The sequence below is a fragment of the Curtobacterium sp. GC_Cur_3 genome, from assembly GCF_026544205.1.
Lineage (GTDB): Bacteria > Actinomycetota > Actinomycetes > Actinomycetales > Microbacteriaceae > Curtobacterium.
The window spans coordinates 62,151-79,548 of record NZ_JALNUI010000020.1 but is presented as its reverse complement, the minus strand read 5'-3'; the positions used below and the strand labels follow the sequence as shown (position 1 = coordinate 79,548).

General features: G+C 71.1%; 13 protein-coding genes and 1 pseudogene. All 14 read right to left on the bottom strand.

Features of this window, described 5'->3' with window-relative positions; translation table 11 throughout:
* Positions 1-30 precede the first annotated feature (30 nt).
* Positions 31-2,148 (bottom strand): PTS fructose transporter subunit IIABC, encoded by a 2,118-nt coding sequence (locus OXR63_RS12045; protein WP_267423525.1) that lies wholly within the window; start codon positions 2,146-2,148, stop codon positions 31-33.
* On the bottom strand, positions 2,145-3,179 hold the full coding sequence (locus OXR63_RS12040) for a 1-phosphofructokinase family hexose kinase (protein ID WP_267423523.1): 1,035 nt from the start codon (positions 3,177-3,179) through the stop codon (positions 2,145-2,147). The genes OXR63_RS12045 and OXR63_RS12040 overlap by 4 nt, the downstream gene beginning before the upstream one ends.
* The gene (locus OXR63_RS12035) at positions 3,176-3,964 is read right to left on the bottom strand and encodes a DeoR/GlpR family DNA-binding transcription regulator (RefSeq protein WP_267423521.1); all 789 of its coding nucleotides are present in this window, start codon (positions 3,962-3,964) and stop codon (positions 3,176-3,178) included. The genes OXR63_RS12040 and OXR63_RS12035 overlap by 4 nt, the downstream gene beginning before the upstream one ends.
* A 257-nt stretch (positions 3,965-4,221) precedes the next feature.
* Positions 4,222-5,106, bottom strand: a complete 885-nt coding sequence (locus tag OXR63_RS12030; protein ID WP_267423519.1) for a carbohydrate ABC transporter permease — start codon at positions 5,104-5,106, stop codon at positions 4,222-4,224.
* Positions 5,103-6,170: a carbohydrate ABC transporter permease gene (locus OXR63_RS12025; RefSeq protein WP_267423517.1), complete on the bottom strand. Its 1,068-nt coding sequence runs from the start codon at positions 6,168-6,170 to the stop codon at positions 5,103-5,105. The genes OXR63_RS12030 and OXR63_RS12025 overlap by 4 nt, the downstream gene beginning before the upstream one ends.
* Before the next feature lie 3 nt (positions 6,171-6,173).
* On the bottom strand, positions 6,174-7,499 hold the full coding sequence (locus OXR63_RS12020) for an extracellular solute-binding protein (protein WP_267423515.1): 1,326 nt from the start codon (positions 7,497-7,499) through the stop codon (positions 6,174-6,176).
* Between the two features lie 286 nt (positions 7,500-7,785).
* A complete protein-coding gene (locus tag OXR63_RS18435) occupies positions 7,786-8,019 on the bottom strand; it encodes an FtsX-like permease family protein (RefSeq protein WP_267423542.1) in 234 nt (77 codons plus the stop codon).
* Between the two features lie 16 nt (positions 8,020-8,035).
* Positions 8,036-8,185, bottom strand: a pseudogene (locus OXR63_RS18430) (response regulator transcription factor); the annotation flags it as partial.
* 56 nt (positions 8,186-8,241) lie between these two features.
* A complete protein-coding gene (locus tag OXR63_RS12005) occupies positions 8,242-8,802 on the bottom strand; it encodes a DUF2231 domain-containing protein (RefSeq protein ID WP_267423513.1) in 561 nt (186 codons plus the stop codon).
* A 69-nt stretch (positions 8,803-8,871) separates the two neighbouring features.
* Positions 8,872-11,040, bottom strand: a complete 2,169-nt coding sequence (locus OXR63_RS12000; RefSeq protein ID WP_267423511.1) for an ATP-dependent Clp protease ATP-binding subunit — start codon at positions 11,038-11,040, stop codon at positions 8,872-8,874.
* A gap of 91 nt (positions 11,041-11,131) precedes the next feature.
* A complete protein-coding gene (locus OXR63_RS11995) occupies positions 11,132-12,541 on the bottom strand; it encodes an MFS transporter (RefSeq protein WP_267423509.1) in 1,410 nt (469 codons plus the stop codon).
* A gap of 118 nt (positions 12,542-12,659) precedes the next feature.
* Positions 12,660-12,950, bottom strand: a complete 291-nt coding sequence (tatA, locus tag OXR63_RS11990) for a twin-arginine translocase TatA/TatE family subunit (protein ID WP_374116122.1) — start codon at positions 12,948-12,950, stop codon at positions 12,660-12,662.
* Positions 12,951-13,094: 144 nt separating this feature from the next.
* Positions 13,095-14,576: a sugar transferase gene (locus OXR63_RS11985; RefSeq protein WP_267423507.1), complete on the bottom strand. Its 1,482-nt coding sequence runs from the start codon at positions 14,574-14,576 to the stop codon at positions 13,095-13,097.
* Positions 14,577-14,686: 110 nt separating this feature from the next.
* Positions 14,687-17,377, bottom strand: coding sequence for a glycoside hydrolase family 2 protein (locus OXR63_RS11980; RefSeq protein WP_267423505.1), 2,691 nt, complete (start codon positions 17,375-17,377; stop codon positions 14,687-14,689).
* Positions 17,378-17,398 lie beyond the last annotated feature (21 nt).

The following is a 17,398-nucleotide window of genomic DNA, read 5'->3' as shown; positions in this document are numbered from 1 at the left end:
CCCTCACCGAACCCGGCGGAACGAGCAGCCCTACGCAGCCACCGGTGCCCGCTGCCCGATCGTCTCGCCAGCCACGGCCGCCTGGTCGGCAGCAGCAGCCGCAGCACCATCACCGTCCGCGGCCGGCGCCCGACGCACCCACTTCTTCAGCGCGACCAGCACGAGCGCCGACACGACGGTGCCGACCAGGATCGCGACGATGAACATCCAGATGCCCCCGATCGCGAAGAACACGAAGATCCCACCGTGCGGCGCCCGCGAGGTGACCCCGGCAGCCATCGAGATCGCACCCGTGACCGCGGCACCGACCATCGACGCCGGGATGACCCGCAGCGGGTCGGCGGCGGCGAACGGGATCGCACCCTCGGAGATGAACGACGCACCGAGCAGCCACGCGGCCTTGCCGTTCTCCCGCTCGGGCTTCGTGAACCCGCGGCGGTAGAGCACGGTCGACGCGAGCGCCAGGGCCAGCGGCGGGACCATGCCCGCGGCCATGACCGCGGCCATGATCTCGAACGGCACGACGTTCGTCGCGGTACCGGCGCCGAGCCCGGCGACGGCGAACGCGTAGGCCACCTTGTTCACCGGACCGCCGAGGTCGAACGCCATCATCAGCCCGAGGATGATCCCGAGCAGCACCGCCGAAGCGCCGGACAGCGAGTTGAGGAACTCGGTCAGCTGGGTCATCAGCCACGCGATGGGCCCACCGAGCACGAGCAGCATCAGGCCGGAAGCGATGACCGACGCGAACAGCGGGATGATCACGACCGGCATCAGGCCGCGCAGCCAGCGCCAGGTCGGGATGCGCCCGATCCAGTAGGCGGCGGCACCGGCGATGAGACCACCGACCAGCCCGCCGAGGAACCCGGCGTTCATGAAGACGGCGATCGACCCGGCGACGAAGCCCGGCGCGATGCCGGGCCGGTCGGCGATGGCGTACGCGATGTACCCGGCGAGCGCAGCGACCAGGAACCCGAGCGACACGGAGCCGATCTCGAACGCGGCGGCGCCGAGGTAGTACCCGAGCCCCTGCGGGGGCAGGTTCACGAGCGTGAAGTTGGTCAGCGTGAACACGGCGTTGTTCTGGCCCGAGTTGCCGTGGGTCAGCGCGATCCCGTACCCGGCGAGCAGGAACCCGAGCGCGATGAGCAGCCCACCGCCCGCGACGAAGGGGATCATGTACGAGACGCCGGTGAGCAGCCAGCGCTTGAGCGACTGCCCGAAGTGCTCGTTGGACGCGGTGCTCGTGCCGGTCTCGGCCGCGGAGCCGGAGACCCGGGCGGCGTTGGGGTCGTCGGCGGCACGGAGTGCCTCGGCGATCATCGCGTCGGGCTCGTCCACGCCGCGCTTGACCGGCCCGGAGACCAGCGGCTTGCCGGCGAACCGGGAGCGGTCGCGCACGTCGACGTCGACGGCGAAGACCACGGCGTCGGCGCGGGCGATGAGCGCCGGGTCGAGCGGCTCGACCTGCGACGACCCCTGCGTCTCGACGTGCATCTCGGCTCCGGCACGCTGTGCCGCGGCGACGAGCGCATCGGCGGCCATGTAGGTGTGCGCGATGCCGGTCGGGCAGGCCGTCACGCCCACGATGACCTTCCGGCCGGCGGCTGGTGCCGTGGTCGGTGCGGCCGGACTGGAGGCTCGGGGTGCGCCCGTCACGCCGGCGTCGGCGACCTCACCGGTCACCTCGCGGTCGACCAGGTCGACGATCTCCTGCTGGGTGGTCGCGGCGCGGAGAGCGGCGGTGAAGTCCTCGCGGATGAGGGCACGGGCGAGGGTCGAGAGGACCGTGAGGTGGTCCTTGTCGGCGCCCTCGGGCACGGCGATCATGAAGACCAGGTCGGCGTCGCCGTCGGGCGCGCCGAACGGCACGGTCCTGGCCAGGCGGGACATCGCGAGCGTCGGCTCGGTGACCGATGCCGAACGGGCGTGCGGGATGGCGATGCCCCCGGGGACGCCGGTGCCGACCGATGCCTCGCGCTTGATGGCGTCGGCCGCGAGGGACTCGCCCGAGGCGGCGCGGCCACTGGCGGCGACGCGGTCGGCGAGGACGCGGATGACGTCGGCCGATGTGGCTCCGAGGTCCTCGTCGAGGCCGACGAGGGGGACGCTGATGAGTCCCGGACTCGTGGTTCGCTCAGCGGTCATGGTGTGCTCCTTTGCAGTGACGCGAGTGGCGTTGCGGTGGGGGTGTCGTTCGTGTCGGTGGGGGTTCGCCGGACGACGACGATCGCGTCCGGGTCGGTGTGGTCGAGTGCCGGGACGTCGCTCCCGGGCAGGGCGGCCGCAGCGGCTCCGGTGGCGACGGCCTGCGCCAGACGCCGTTCGGGCGGTTCCCCGGCGACCTCGGCGAGGAGGTACCCCGCGAGGGCGGAGTCCCCGGCGCCGACGGTCGAACGGGCGACGATGCGGGGAGCCGCTGCGATGAAGACGCCCTCGGGTCCGACCAGGACCGCGCCCGCGCTGCCGAGCGTCAGCAGCACGGTCTCGACCCCGCGTGCCCGGAGCCGTTCGGCCGCAGCCACCGCCAGGTCGTGGTCGCGCTCGTACGCGTCCGGGTCCCCACCGACGGCCTCGGCGAGCTCCTCGGCGTTCGGCTTGAGCAGGTCGAGCCGCTCCCCGGACTGCAGGAGCGCGGTGAACGGGACGCCGGACGAGTCGACCGCGATCCGGACCGCGTCGCCGTGTCGGGCGCGGACGGCGCGGACCAGGACGGCGAGGGCGTCGTCGGGCAGCCCCGGCGGCAGCGACCCGGCGATGACGACCCAGCGGGCGCGGGGGCCGGTCGGGGTGGCGTCGGCCGTGTCCGCGACGAGGGCGGCCAGGTCGTCGAGGCGTCCGGCGAGCGAGGGGCCGGGCTCGTTGAGCTTCGTCGTCGTGCCGGTCGGCTCCGTCACGGTGACGTTGGAGCGGAGCGGCGCGCCGATCGGCAGCGCTGCCGTCGGGATGCCGCGGGTGGCGAGGCCGAGCAGGACGGGGTCGAGGTCGTCCCCGGGCAGCACGGCCACGGTGTCCCCGCCGCTGGCGACGACGACCCGCGAGACGTTGACGCCCTTGCCGCCGGGCTCGGCCGTCGACCGCGTCGCGCGCTGCACGGCCCCGCGCTGCAGTTCGCCGGCGAGCTCGATGGTGCGATCGAGGGAGGGGTTCGGCGTGACGGTGACGATGCGCGTGCTCATGCGACGACGACCTCGACGTCGGACTCGGCGAGCGCCTCGGCCAGGTCTGCCGGTGGCTGCTCGTCCGTGACGAGCGTGTCGATCTCGTCGAGACGGGCGAACCGCATCAACGCCTCGACGCCGTGCTTCGCCGCGTCCGCGAGCACGACGCTGCGACGGGCGGCGAGCACGTAGGCGCCCTTCACCGCCGCCTCGTACTCGTCGGGGGTGCTGAGACCGAACCCGGCGGACAGGCCGTTCGTGCCGACGAAGGCGATGTCCGGGCGGAGCGCACCGATCTGCTGCACGGTGGCGGTGCCGACCGCGGCGCTCGTGACCCCGCGGACACGGCCACCGAGCAGGTGCAGCTCGACGTTCGCGGAGTGCTGCAGGGTGGCGGCGATGGGGACCGAGTTGGTCACGACGGTGATGGTGGCGCCGGCCTCAGCGGGCTCCCACCGCGCCAGCTCCGACGCGACCGCGGCGCAGGTCGTCCCCGCATCGAGGGCGATCGAGCCGGTGAACGTCGGCGGGACCAGGCGCATCGCGGCCCGGGCGATCGCGGACTTCGCGGAGCCGTGCTGGCCCTCGCGCTCGGCGACGCTGAGCTCGACGACGCTCGAACGCCCGACGGGGACCGCTCCCCCGTGCACGCGGCGGAGGACCCCGGCGGTCTCGAGCAGGTCGAGGTCGCGGCGGACCGTCTCGGTGGTGACGTCGAAGTGCTCGGCGAGGTCGGCGACGGAGACCCGGCCGGCGTCCTGCAGGGCGGCGGCGATGGCGTCGTGGCGCTCCGTTGCGTACATGCCCGAACTCCTTCGTTCCCGTTGGTTTCGAGCACCATACGCGTACAACCAACACAAACGCAACCATTCGCGCCGAACCCCACACACCGGAAGACGCCCGCCTGCGGACGCCCGACCCCCGGACGTCGCTGAGATCGCACTTCGTGTCGGCTCGGACGAGCGGGACCCGACACGAAGTGCGATCTCAGCGGCGGGCGGCGGGCGCACCACCGGACGGGAGGCACGGTGCCAGCTGGCACCGTGCCTCCCGTCCGGCGCTACCCCTTCACGGCACCGGCCGTCATCCCCGTGACCAGGCGGCGCTGCACGATGAGGAAGAAGACGACCACGGGCAGCGAGAACAGCACGCTCGCGGCCATCAGCCCGCCGAAGTCCGTGCCCTTGTTCGTCGAGAAGCCCGCCAGCCAGACCGGCAGCGTGTACATCGCCTGGTCCTTGAGCATCACGTACGCCGTCAGGTAGTCGTTCCACGCCGCGATGAACGCGAAGACGCTCGTGGCGATGACCCCCGGCATGACGAGCGGCAGCAGCACGCTCCACATGATGCGGAAGGTCCCGGCACCGTCGGTCTTCGCCGCCTCCTCGATCTCGACCGGGACCGCGACGAAGAAGCCGCGCATCACCCAGATCGAGAACGGCAGCACGCTCGCGACGTACGCCAGGATCAACCCGAGGTAGCTGTTGAGCAGCCCGAGCGACTGGAACGACAGGAACAGCGGGATGAGCAGGGCGCCGGACGGGATCATCTGCACGAACAGGATCCCGACGAGGATCGCCCGACGCCCGCGGAACCGGAAGCGCGAGAGCGCCGCCGACGCCAGGAACCCGACGACGATCGACAGCAGCACGGCCGCCACCACGACGATCGCGGAGTTGCGGAGGTAGCCGAGGAAGTGCTCCTGCGTCAGCGCGCGGGTGAAGTTCTCGATCGTCGGGTGCAGCGGGAACCAGATCGGGGTCATCGTGGTGACCTCGTCCGCCGGCTTGAACGCGGTGTTCACCATCCAGTAGATCGGGAACACCCACACCAGGCAGAACAGCACCGCGAGGGTGTTCGCGAGCACCCGCGGGCGCTGCTTCCGCCGCCGGACGACGGGCCGCGCCGCGGAACCGACTGCTGGACGCACTTCGGTGTCGGTCACAGGTCCTCCTCCCCGCTCCGGACGAGCCGACGGATGTAGTAGCTGGACAAGACGCCGAGGATGACGGTCGAGATGACCGCGATCGCCGCGCCCTGCCCGTAGGCGTTGGAGACGAACGACTTCACGAAGGTCCAGATGCCGAGCGTCAGGGTGGCGTCCTCGGGACCGCCGCGGGTGAGCAACCAGATCTGGTTGAACACGTTGAAGTCCCAGATCACCGACAGGATCGTCACCAGGAGCAGGGTCGGCGCGAGCGCGGGCAGCGTGATCGCCCGGTACATCGCCCACGTGGTGGCGCCGTCGAGCGAGCCCGCCTCGTAGTACTCCGGCGCGATCTGCGACTGGGCGGCGTACAGCGTCAGCGCGACGAACGGCACGGCCTGCCAGATCACCAGCGTCAGCACGATCGTGTACGCCTGCGCCGGGTGCGACGCCCAGTTGTCCTGCGTGTGGTCCCCGAACACCCGCATCTGCGTGACGACCCAGTTGAGCACGCCGTAGAACGGCTGGAACAGCCACTGCCAGACCAGGCTCGACGCCACGTTCGGCATCGCCCAGGCCAGCACGAGCACCACGCTCACGACGGTGCGCATCACGACGCCGAGCCGCGTGAGCAGCTGCGACACCGCCATCCCGATCAGCAGCGTGCCGACCACCATCGCCGCGGTGACGATGACCGTGCGCAGGATGACCGGCCAGAAGCTCGCGTCGGTGAGCACGTTCGTGTAGTTCGTGACCCCGGCGAAGCCCGCCTGCCCGGTGAAGATCGCGCGCAGGCCGTACTCCTGGAAGGAGATGACGACGAGCCGGACCAGCGGGTAGACGACGAGCGCGAGCAGGATCACGGCGGCCGGGGCCAGGAGCACCAGCGGCGCGCGCGACGCCGTGACCGGACGACGCCGGCCCGACCCCGGACGACCGAGCCGCCCCGTGCGACCCGGGCGACCCGGACGACCGGAGCGCCCGGCGCCAGGACCGGCAGCGAGACCGGCACCACCGGCGTCAGCGCCGGCGACCGGCCCGGCAGCTGCCGGACCGGTCGCCGTGTCAGCGGTCGAGGTCATCGACTACAGACTCGCGTTGAGCGCCGAGGTGAGGTGCTCGGAGAAGTCCTTCGCCGACTCCTCCGCCGTCTTCCGGCCGGTCGCCACGTCGGCGAACATCGACTGGAAGCTCGCGTCGCCCTCGATCGTCGACCAGCCCGGGGTCGCCGGGGTCGGACGGCTCGTCGAGGCGGCCTCGAAGTACGGCTTGTGCAGCGCGTCGACGTCACCGGCGACCGCCGAGAGCAGTTGCGTGGAGTTCGGCTCCCAGCCGTCCACCCCGAAGACCTGGTCCTGCTGGAACTTCTTCGAGGTCAGGATCTTCATGTAGTACAGCGCCAGGTCCTGGTTCGCCGACTTCGCCGGGATGCCGAGGTCCGAGCCGCCGAGGAACACCGGCGTGTTCTTGCCCGCCGTCGTCGACGGCAACGCGAAGGTGCCGATCTGGTCCTTGAGCTCGGGCTTGGCGGTCGTGATCGAGCCGATCTCCCACGCCGAACCGAGGATCGCCGAGGCGTTCCCCTGTGCGAACACGTCGCTCTCGGCCGGCTTGTCCGTGTTGATGTCCTGCGTCGACGTCGCCGAGTACGCGTTCTGGAAGTCCTTCCAGGCGGTGAGGCCCTTGACGGCCTTGGCGGAGTCGAGCGTCCCCGTCCACTTCCCGCCCTTCTCCGTCGCGATCTGCCCGCCGGCGTCCCACACCCACTGCAGCCCGCCGTACCAGTACTGCCCGGGCATGTAGAACGCGGAGAAGTCGGCCGCCGGGTTCGCCGCCTTGACCTTGTCGAGGTCGGCCGTGAGCTCGGAGTACGACGTCGGTGCGCTGGTGACACCCGCGTCCGACCAGGTCTTCTTGTTGTAGATGACCGCCCGGTTGCCGGCGAAGAGTGGCGCCCCGTACAGCTTGCCGTCGACCGTGGCGGGGCCCTCGAGCCCGGAGAGCCAGGTCTGACCGTCCGCGAGTTCCTTCTTGTACGGCGTCAGGTCCATCAGCCCACCGGTCGCCGCGTAGACCGGCACGTCGGTGTTGCCCAGGTCGACGATGTCCGGCGCGTCCTTCTGGGCGAGCGCGGTGGTGAGCTTCGTCGTGATGCCGTCCCACTGCTGCAGCTGGAGCTTCACCTTCGCGCCGGTGGCCTTGGTGAACTGCTGCTCGGCGACGGACAGGATCTTCGGACTGAGGTCACCGTTCATGATCCAGACGTTGATGGTCTTGCCCTTGCCATCGGGTGTCCCGATGGACTTCGTGCCGCTGTCGGAAGCGCCGTTGCTCCCTGCGGAGCACCCGGTGAGGGCGAGCGCGGCCGCCAGGCCGAGCGCACCGAGTGCGGTGAATCGCGTGCGTGTCACGTTGACTCCCTAGGTCCGGCCTTTATGAAAGGTCGTTGCGTATTCCGCAATAGAAGACCCTGGGACGCCCCGTGTCAACCGTTGGATCGGTCCCTGTGGACACCCGTGATCCGCGTGTTTCCGGGGGATCACGGATGGCGAACGAATCGTCGCCGACGCTTGACGAACTGGTCATGACCACCGATCATCCGCAGTTCGCATCGTGGTCCGGACGCGACTGCCTGGAGGCCCGGTGCCGGTCTCGCAGACCGGTACCGGGCCTCCGGGCGGTTCAAAGGGCATGTGTCTAGACGGCGGCCAGTGCACTCGCCGGCGGGATGCGCGCTGCGCGCGCCGCGGGGTACCACCCGGACACCCCGCCGATGACCACCGTCGCACCGAGCCCGCCGAGGACGGCCCACGGTGGGATCGCCACCGGCCACCCCTGACCGACCGCGAACACGACCGTCACCCCGACGCCGATGACCACGCCGGCGATCCCGCCGACGAACGAGAGCAGTGACCTCGTCGCCGTGGACACCGGGCAGGTCCCGGTCCAGCACGACGACGTCGTAGTCGTTCACCGTCAGCAGCTCGTCGGCGTCGTCGCCCCGGTGTGCCACGTCGACGGCCATGCCCTGCCGGGTCAGCCCCGTCGCGATGAGGTCAGCGAGGGCGGTTTCGTCGTCGACCACGAGGATGCGCATGCGCACATTGCACGTGACATACCTCTGAACCGGCTGACATCAGCAGCCGGGGAGCGTCAACGCGACGCGTCGAAGGGGACCTCGCCGTGCTGGCTCACGCCCGCGCGCTGCCGGTAGGCCAGGTGTCCGCCGAGGTACCCGCCGACGCTGACCACGGTCAGACCCGCGAACCCGAGGAGCTTGCCGGCCCCGTGGTTGCCGGCCTTCCGCTGCAGCCAGGACAGCCCGTACAGCGAGATGCCGACCCAGTTGACGGCCTGGTGCACCCATCCGGTGCGGAGCTGCTCCCGGTCGAGCTCCGACCAGTCGACGTACCCGGCGACGCTCGCACTACCGGCGGACGTGATCCCGACGCCGATCAGGGTCGTCGCGGCCTTCGCGTTGCCCTTGCCCCCGAGCAGGTCCAGCACCGCAGCGGAGATCCAGGCACCCAGCGGCACCTGCACCATGAGCGGGTGGATCGGGTGCCCGAACGGCACCCCGTGCAGCAGCTGGCGGAGCGCACGCGGCTTGGCGGTCAGCTGCACGAGCTTGCGGTCGAAGTCGACGGCGGTGTCGAGGATGCTCGCGCCCTCGATGGCGTCGGTGAGGCGACGGAACGCACGGATCTCAGGCATGGTGCCGACCGTATGCCAGGAGGCCCGGTGTCGGTCCCAGGGACCGGCACCGGGCCTCCCGTCCGAGCGCTACTCCTCGACGATCTCCGCGAGCTCGAACGGTTCCACCAGCAGCGCGTCGCCGCCGGCGGCGACGTCCACGCGGACGGTGTCGCCGTCCCGGACGTCCCCGGCCAGGATCGCCCGCGCCAGCTGGTCGTCGATCTGCCGCTGCATGAGCCGGCGGAGCGGCCGCGCCCCGTACACCGGGTCGTACCCGCGCTCCGCGAGCCAGCCGCGGGCCTGCGGGGTGACCGCGAGTTCCAGTCGGCGATCGGAGAGTCGGCGGGCCAGCCGGTCGACGTACAGCGAGACGATCTGCCCGAGGTCCTCCTCCGTGAGCGCCTGGAACACGACCATGTCGTCGAGCCGGTTGATGAACTCGGGCCGGAAGGCCTGCTGGACCAGCTCGCGAACGGCGCTCTCGCGCTGCTCGGGCGTCAGGGACATGTCGGTCAGGAACTGCGAGCCGAGGTTCGACGTCAGCACCATGATCGTGTTCCGGAAGTCGACCGTGCGGCCCTGCCCGTCGGTGAGCCGCCCGTCGTCGAGCACCTGGAGCAGCACGTCGAAGACCTCGGGGTGCGCCTTCTCGACCTCGTCGAGCAGGATCACGGAGTACGGGCGACGCCGGACGGCCTCGGTGAGCTGCCCGCCGGCCTCGTACCCGACGTACCCGGGCGGGGCGCCGATGAGCCGCGCGACCGAGTGCTTCTCGCCGTACTCGCTCATGTCGATGCGGACGAGGGCCTTCTCGTCGTCGAACAGGAACTCCGCGAGCGCCTTGGCGAGCTCGGTCTTGCCGACACCCGTCGGCCCGAGGAACAGGAACGACCCCGTCGGACGGTCCGGGTCGGAGATGCCGGCGCGCGTGCGACGGACGGCCTCGGACACGGTGCTGACGGCGGTGCGCTGCCCGATGATCCGGCGCCCGAGCTCGCTCTCCAGGTGCAGGAGCTTCTCGGTCTCGCCCTGCAGCAGGCGTCCGAGCGGGATGCCCGTCCACTGCGCGATCACGGCGGCGATGTCCTCGTCGGTGACGCTGTCGTTCACCATCCGGTCGGCGGACTCGGCCTGTTCGGCGGCGGCCAGCTCGGCCTCGATCCGCGGGAGCTCGGCGTAGCGGATGCGCGACACGGTCTCGAAGTCGTTCTCGCGGTTGGCCTTGGCCTCGGCCATGTTCAGCTCGTCGATGCGCTGCTTCAGCTCACCGATGCGGTTCAGGGACGCCCGCTCGGCCTGCCAGCGGGTCTCGAGCTCGCGGAGGCGCTCCTCGCGCGACTGCAGCTCGGTGCGCAGGGTCGAGAGGCGGGCCTTGGAGGCGTCGTCCCGCTCCTGCTTCAACGCGAACTCCTCGACGCGCAAGCGGTCGACGCTCCGCTTGAGCTCGTCGATCTCGACCGGGCTGGAGTCGATCTCCATCCGCAGGCGCGACGCTGCCTCGTCGATGAGGTCGATCGCCTTGTCGGGCAGCTGGCGCCCTGAGATGTACCGGTTCGACAGGCTCGCCGCGGCCACGAGCGCGGAGTCGTTGATCGTCACCTTGTGGTGGGCCTCGTAGCGCTCCTTGAGCCCGCGGAGGATCGCCACGGAGTCCTCGACGCTCGGCTCCCCCACGTAGACCTGCTGGAAGCGACGCTCGAGGGCGGCGTCCTTCTCGATGTACTGCCGGTACTCGTCGAGCGTCGTCGCGCCGATCATCCGCAGCTCGCCACGCGCCAGCATCGGCTTGAGCATGTTCGACGCGGCGACGGAGCCCTCGCCGCCGCCCGCGCCCATGAGCGTGTGCAGCTCGTCGATGAACGTGATGACCTGCCCGTCGGAGTCGTTGATCTCCTTGAGCACGGCCTTGAGGCGCTCCTCGAACTCGCCGCGGTACTTCGCGCCGGCGATGAGCGAGGAGATGTCGAGGGAGACGAGCCGCTTGTCCTTGAGGGAGTCGGCGACGTCCCCGGCGACGATGCGCTGCGCGAGTCCCTCGACGACGGCGGTCTTGCCGACGCCGGGCTCGCCGATGAGCACGGGGTTGTTCTTGGTGCGGCGCGTCAGCACCTGCGAGACACGACGGATCTCGGCGTCGCGGCCGATCACGGGGTCGAGCTTGCCGCTCTTCGCGATCGCCGTGAGGTCGACGCCGTACTGCTCGAGGGCGGTCTTCTGCTGCTCCGCAGAGTCAGGAGCGCCCTGGAGGTTCGCCATGCGTTGTCGTCCTTTCGTTGCGGTGGTCGTGTGGTCACGAAGTCCTCGGACTCACTTGAGTCCTACTGGCTCAAGTTTACAACGCGGCTGTTCATTCCGCTTCGCGCGATCGTACGTTGACGATGCCGACGGCACTCACCACGGCCCCCGCCAGCAGCAGGACGGCCATCACGACCATGGCCCGGTGGACCCCGCCGACGCTGACCTCACCGCCGAGCACGACACCGGCCAGCGCCACCATCACCAGGCTCGCGATGCGAGCGACCGCGTTGTTCACGGCGGACCCGACGCCGGCCTCGGACTGCGGCACGGACCCGAGCACCGCGCTCGTCAGGGGTGTGACCATGAGGGTGATGCCGAGGCCGACGAGCACCAGCCCCGGCAGGACCGCGAACCAGTACCCCGACGGGTCGTCGCCCACCGTGAGCATGAGCAGTGCACCAGCGGCGGCGACCGCGGGCCCGGCCGCCATGAACCACCGCGGACCGAAGCGTCCCGCCAGGCCACCGACCGTCGTGGAGAGCAGCAGGAGCACCACCGTCGGAGGCAGCGTCGCGAGGCCGGCGAGCCACGCGGGGAACGCCCACACCTCCTGCAGGAACAGGGTGATGACGAAGAACACCATGCCGAGGGCGCTGTAGATCGAGAGCGTCGCGATGTTGCCCACCGCGAAGTTCCTGGCGCGGAACAGCCCGAGCGGCACCAGCGGGGCCCCGGACGTCCGCGTCACCCGCAGCTCCCACGGCACGAACGCCAGCAGCGCCGCAGCGCCGACGACGAGCGCCGCGACCACCACCGGCGAGCCCCAGCCCAGGCGCTCCTGCTCGATCAGCCCGAGCACCACCCCGCCGACCCCGACCACGGCGAGCACCGCACCGACGACGTCCACGCGGGGTCGGTGCCCGGCGACCACGTCCCCGGAGATCCGCCGGACGAGTGGGATCGTCACCGCGATCGGCACCGCCGTGACGACGAAGATCCAGCGCCAGCCGATGCCGTCCACGATCAGCCCACCGACGACCGGGCCGAGGATCGACGCCGCACTCGACCACGCCGTCCACGTGCCGATCGCCTTCGCCTGCGCCGCACCCCGGAACGCCGCCACGATGAGCGCGAGGGCACTGGGGGTGACGAGCGCACCGCCGACGCCCTGCAGCGCCCGCGCGACGATGAGGACCTCGCCGGTGGGGGCGATCGCGCACACGATCGAGGCGATGCCGAACACGACGAGCCCCCACGTGATGATCCGCACCCGGCCGAACAGGTCCGACAGCGAGCCGGCGACGAGGATGAGCGACCCGAGCGTCACCAGGTACGCGTCGACGGTCCACTGCTGCACGACCAGTCCCCCGCCGAGCTCCGTCCGGATCGCCGGGAGCGCGACGTTCACGACGCTCGAGTCGAGTCCCACCACGAACGAGGACAGGATCGCGACGACGAGCACCACGCGGCGGTCGTCACGGAGTGGTGCGGTGTGCACCGGGGCGGGCGAGGAGGTCATCCCGTCATCATCCGCCCCCTGGACCCCGACCGCGTGGTCCTGGCGGTCAGAGGTCACCCGGGCATGACGAAGCCCCGGTGTGGGATCACCGGGGCTTCAGCAACGGGGCAGGGCCGGATCAGATCCGGTGGTCTGTGGTGGCGTTCGGCTGGGCCGAGGGGCCGGGGTTCACGACGGGGGCCTGGGAGACCACCGGCGCCTGCGGGACGGTGGGGTCCACGGTCGTGTTCTGGACCGTGCCGTCGGCGTTCTTGGTCTTCTTGTCGTCGATGTCCATCTCCTTCTTGAAGATGTTGATCGACTGGCCGAGGCCCTTGGCGAGGGCCGGGAGCTTCGTCGCACCGAACAGCAGCACCACGATGCCGAGGATGATCAGCAGGTGCATACCGGTGAGGTTTCCGAGCATCATGACTCCTTGATTCTGGAACTGTTCGCCGTCAGTGGGTCATCGTCGATCCACCCGGCGGAAGCCCGTGTTGACCAATGGTAACTCGGTCGACGCTGGATGCCCAGAACGGGGGGTCGAACGGTCACCTCGCGCTCAGGAACCCGGTCAGTAGGCGCCACGCGACCGGAGCACGGACGGGATCGTCCGCGCGAGGATCACCAGGTCGTGCACGAAGGACCAGTTCTCGACGTAGTGCAGGTCGAGCCGGACGCCGTCGGCCCAGTCGAGGTCGGACCGGCCGCTCACCTGCCAGAGCCCGGTGATGCCCGGCGTGACCAGGAGCCGGCGGTCGGCGAAGTCCTCGTACAGGGCGACCTCCCGGGGAAGCGCGGGACGGGGTCCGACCAAGCTCATCGTGCCGACGAGGACGTTCCACAGCTGCGGGAGCTCATCGAGCGAGGTCCGTCGCAGGAACGCCCCGACGCGCGTGACGCGGGGGTCGTCCTTCATCTTGAACAGTGGTCCGGCGCCCTCGTTCTCGCGGTGCAGGGCAGCCATGCGCGCTTCGGCGTCCACGCACATGGTCCGGAACTTCAGGATCGAGAACTCCGCGGCACCCCGGCCGACCCGCGTCTGTCGGAAGAACACCGGGCCGCCGTCGTCGAGCCGGATCACGAGCGCGACCACGGCGAAGACGGGCGCGAGGAGCAGCAGCCCGACGCCGGCACCGACCACGTCCAGCATCCGCTTGCCGAACCGACGTGTGTAGACGGGCGTCTCGACGTGCATCAGCGGCAGGCCGTCGACCGGTCGCTCGTGGACCCGACCGGCGGCGACGTCCGCGATGGGCGACGACACGACGAGTTCGACGCCGTGCTCCTCGAGCTGCCACCCGAGCCGCCGGAGTCGTTCGTGCCCGCCGGCGATCGCTCCGGCGACGACCACCGCGGCGACACCGGAGGTCCGCGCCAGGTCGAGCACCTCGGCGACCCGACCGACGACCGGCGCCGTGGCCTCCCCCAGCGCCACCGCGGTCCCCGAGGGCTCGCAGTCGGTGACGACCGCGCTGACCCGGTACCCGGCGCCCGGGCTGCAGGCGATCCGACGGCCGACGTAGCGGACGTCTTCGAGGTCGCCGACGAGCAGGACGTCCATCAGCCGGCGGCCGGCGGCGCGGTGTGCTGCCAGCCGCGCCCGGACGACCTTGCGCCCGACGACGAGCAGCAGGAGCCCGACCGGGAACGCGATCGCGACGTACCCCCGGGCGATGTCGATGCTCGCCGCGTAGGCCGTGACCGCGACGAGGGCACCGGTGACCAGGCTCGCGGTGACCAGGCGGCGGTACTCGTCGCCACCCACCCCGGCGATGCGCGGGTCACGCGTCCGGAAGGCGGAGAGCAGCACCATCCACACCACGACGACCGCCGGGGCCACCAGGACCTCCAGGTGCCCGGCGTCCACCGCGCCCCGGGACAGCTCCCAGGGGAACCGGGCGAAGTGCGCGACGGTGAACGCGATCAGCAGCAGGACGAGGTCGACGACGGCGACACCCGCACCGGCACCGGCGGCACGACGTCGGGGCGAGCGGGGCGGGCGCGGAGGCGTCTCGGGCCGTGCCTGGGGAACCGTGCGGACGGCGAGTGACATCGAGGACCTCCTACGAGCGGGAAGGAGGTCGTCCGTCCCGTGCGCCGAGACCACGGGGTGCTGGTCACCAGCGGCGCAGCACCCAGGATATCACCGCAGAATATCGGACATCAACGGCCGAGTGCCCGATCGAGTGTCCACATCACGGGGCCCTCGATCAGGCGGGGGACGTCGGCCTCGGTCACGCCGTGCAGGCGGTAGGAGACCCGCTCCCCCGGCAGCAGCGTCATGAACCCGCGGTCGACCGTGCCCTCGGACTGCACGCGGTCGGGCTGCAGCAGCAGGTCCCGCACGAGCGACTCGGCCTCGATGACGAGCTCGAGCCCGTCGCCGTCCTCCGCCTCGGAGAACGCGGCGCGGTAGTGCGCCGGCTGCCACCGCATGTCCTGGTCCGCGGACGGGGTCCACACCGCGCGACGCCAGTCCATGTCCGCGACGACGAGCTCGCCGGTGCGGTCCTGCACGATGCCGACGGACTCGGGCAGGGTGACGACCCCGACGCCGGCGCCGTCGAGCCGCACGGGCAGGTGCACCTCGGCCAGGGTCTGTCCGGCCATGTCGATCCGTCGGACCCGCACGACGCTGTCGAGGCCCCGCCGGGTCGAGCGCACGACGACCTCGATCGGTGCCACCGGACGGTCGATCACCGCGGTGTCCCCACGGGCCGTGGACCCGGCCGTGTCGGGGACGGGCAGGGACGCGGTCGACTGGTCCGAGCCTCCAGACCGGCCTGCCGTGTCCGCGGGCGCACCACCGGGCGCGACCCGGACCGTCGACACCGGACGGATGGCGAGCAGGACGTCGTCGTACAGGCGACGCAGTTCGTGCGCGAGCGGCTTCAGCCGCCCCGCCGAGTCGATCGCCGACCACGACGACACCGGCCACAGGTCGTTGAGCTGCCAGACGATGACGCCCGTGTTCCGCGGCCAGTGCGAGCGCCAGTGCTCCACGCCCGTCGCGATCGCGCGGGCCTGCTGGAGCTGCGTGAGCCAGTGCCAGCGGTCCAGGTCGCCGTCGGGGACGGTGCCGAAGCGCGGCTCCAGGCCCCGGGCGAGCTTGCCCATGCCGTCGGCGGCCTTCTGGTGGTGCACGACCCCCGGCGACGTCGGCGTCATCGGGTCGTCCGACACGGCGTCGCGGAGCGTGCGCCAGGCGGGCGGCGCCTGCCAGCCGAACTCCGAGACGAAGCGCGGCACGGAGTCGCGGTAGTGGTCGTCGGACACCCGGTTCCAGACGTCCCACGAGTGGTGCGTCTCGTGGTCGACGTCGTTCGCCGGCAACGACTCGGAGCCGGACCACGGCGACGCGACCGTGTAGAAGCGCGACGGGTCGACGGCGTCGACGATCGTCGGCAGCAGGTCGAGGTAGTAGTCGAGGCCCCAGCCGCGGTCGCCGAGCTCGTCGCCCCAGCCGTCCGCGTCGTGCAGCCAGATGTTCTCGTTGTTGCCGTTCCAGACCACGAGCGACGGGTGCCGGGACAGCCGGGCGACGTTGTCGCGGGCCTCGGCGACGACCTCGCTGCGGAGCGGTTCGTCCTCGGGGTACGCGGAGCAGGCGAACGGGAAGTCCTGCCACACGAGCAGGCCCAGCTCGTCACAGACCTCGTAGAAGTCGTGCGACTCGTAGACGCCCCCGCCCCACACCCGCACCAGGTTCGCGTTGAGGTCGGCGGCCGCCAGGAGACGGCCCTGGTACCGCTGCCGGTCCACCCGCGACACGATGACGTCGTCGGGGATCCAGTTCACGCCGCGCACGTCGATGAGCGTGCCGTTGACGTGGATGTTGAACGGGCGGCCGATCTGGTCGGGCGTGGTGTCGATCCGCGTCGACCGGAAGCCGGTGCGGAACGTCTGTCGGTCGAGGACCTCGCCCTCCACGGTCTGCAGCTCGACGAACACGTCGTAGAGCGGCTGCGCGCCGTAGCCCCGCGGCCACCACAGCCGCGCCTCGGGGATCCGGACCGTCACGACGGTCTCGTTCTCCTTCGGGGTGACCTGCGCGCGGGATCGCTGGCGCGTCTTCGTGCCCTCGACGGTCTCGCCGGACACGGTCACGACGAGCACCAGGTCGTCGTCCTCACCGTCCTGGTCGAGGTCGTTCATGCCGGAGCGCTCGAACGCGATGTGGGCGTCGAGCACCCCCTCGCCGGCCTCGACGTCGACGAGTGGACGCACGTCGCGCAGGCGAGCGGTCGACCAGCGTTCGATCGCGACGTCCCGCCACGGGCCGCTGGTCACCGCGGTCAGACCCCAGTCCCAGCCGAAGTTCGACGCCATCTTGCGGACGTACGGGAACGGTTCGTCGTACGGGCCGGGCATGCTGCCGGCGCGGGCGGCGACCCGGCCGGCCTCGCGGTACGGCGACTCGAACAGGATCTCGAGCTCACGCTCGGTGGCGGTGTTGCTGCCGCCCGTCGCGTCGAGCAGGTCGAAGCGGTAGCGCCGGTGCATGTTCCTGGTGGCACCGATCTGCACGCCGTCGACGGTCAGCTCCGTCACGGTGTCCAGGCCCTCGCAGACCAGGTCGACACGCTCGTGCCCGCGGGGGTCGACGTCGACCGTGCGCCGGTACGTCCAGTCCGACCGCCCGACCCAGCGGGTCGCGGCCTCGTTCCGGTCGTGCGTCGGGTCCGGCAGCAGGCCCTCCCGCTCCAGGTCCGTGTGCACCTGACCGGGGACGGTGGCCGTGATCCCCGCGCCGCGGAGGGCGTCGCGCACCTCGGCGGGCACGCCGGCCGGGGCGCTGTCCTCGACGATCGAGACCGTCCAGGCGTCGCGGAGTTCCTCGCGGTCGAGGGTCATGCGGGGTCCTTCTCTGGACGG

Coding starts and splice junctions, on each gene's coding strand:
- OXR63_RS12000 (WP_267423511.1), bottom strand. CDS start 11,040: ATGGCGAACCTCCAGGGCGCTCCTGACTCTGCGGAGCAGCAGAAGACC.
- OXR63_RS12025 (WP_267423517.1), bottom strand. CDS start 6,170: ATGACCTCGACCGCTGACACGGCGACCGGTCCGGCAGCTGCCGGGCCG.
- OXR63_RS12045 (WP_267423525.1), bottom strand. CDS start 2,148: ATGACCGCTGAGCGAACCACGAGTCCGGGACTCATCAGCGTCCCCCTC.
- OXR63_RS11995 (WP_267423509.1), bottom strand. CDS start 12,541: ATGACCTCCTCGCCCGCCCCGGTGCACACCGCACCACTCCGTGACGAC.
- OXR63_RS12005 (WP_267423513.1), bottom strand. CDS start 8,802: ATGCCTGAGATCCGTGCGTTCCGTCGCCTCACCGACGCCATCGAGGGC.
- OXR63_RS12035 (WP_267423521.1), bottom strand. CDS start 3,964: ATGTACGCAACGGAGCGCCACGACGCCATCGCCGCCGCCCTGCAGGAC.
- OXR63_RS11980 (WP_267423505.1), bottom strand. CDS start 17,377: ATGACCCTCGACCGCGAGGAACTCCGCGACGCCTGGACGGTCTCGATC.
- OXR63_RS12040 (WP_267423523.1), bottom strand. CDS start 3,179: ATGAGCACGCGCATCGTCACCGTCACGCCGAACCCCTCCCTCGATCGC.
- tatA (WP_374116122.1), bottom strand. CDS start 12,950: ATGATGCTCGGAAACCTCACCGGTATGCACCTGCTGATCATCCTCGGC.
- OXR63_RS11985 (WP_267423507.1), bottom strand. CDS start 14,576: ATGTCACTCGCCGTCCGCACGGTTCCCCAGGCACGGCCCGAGACGCCT.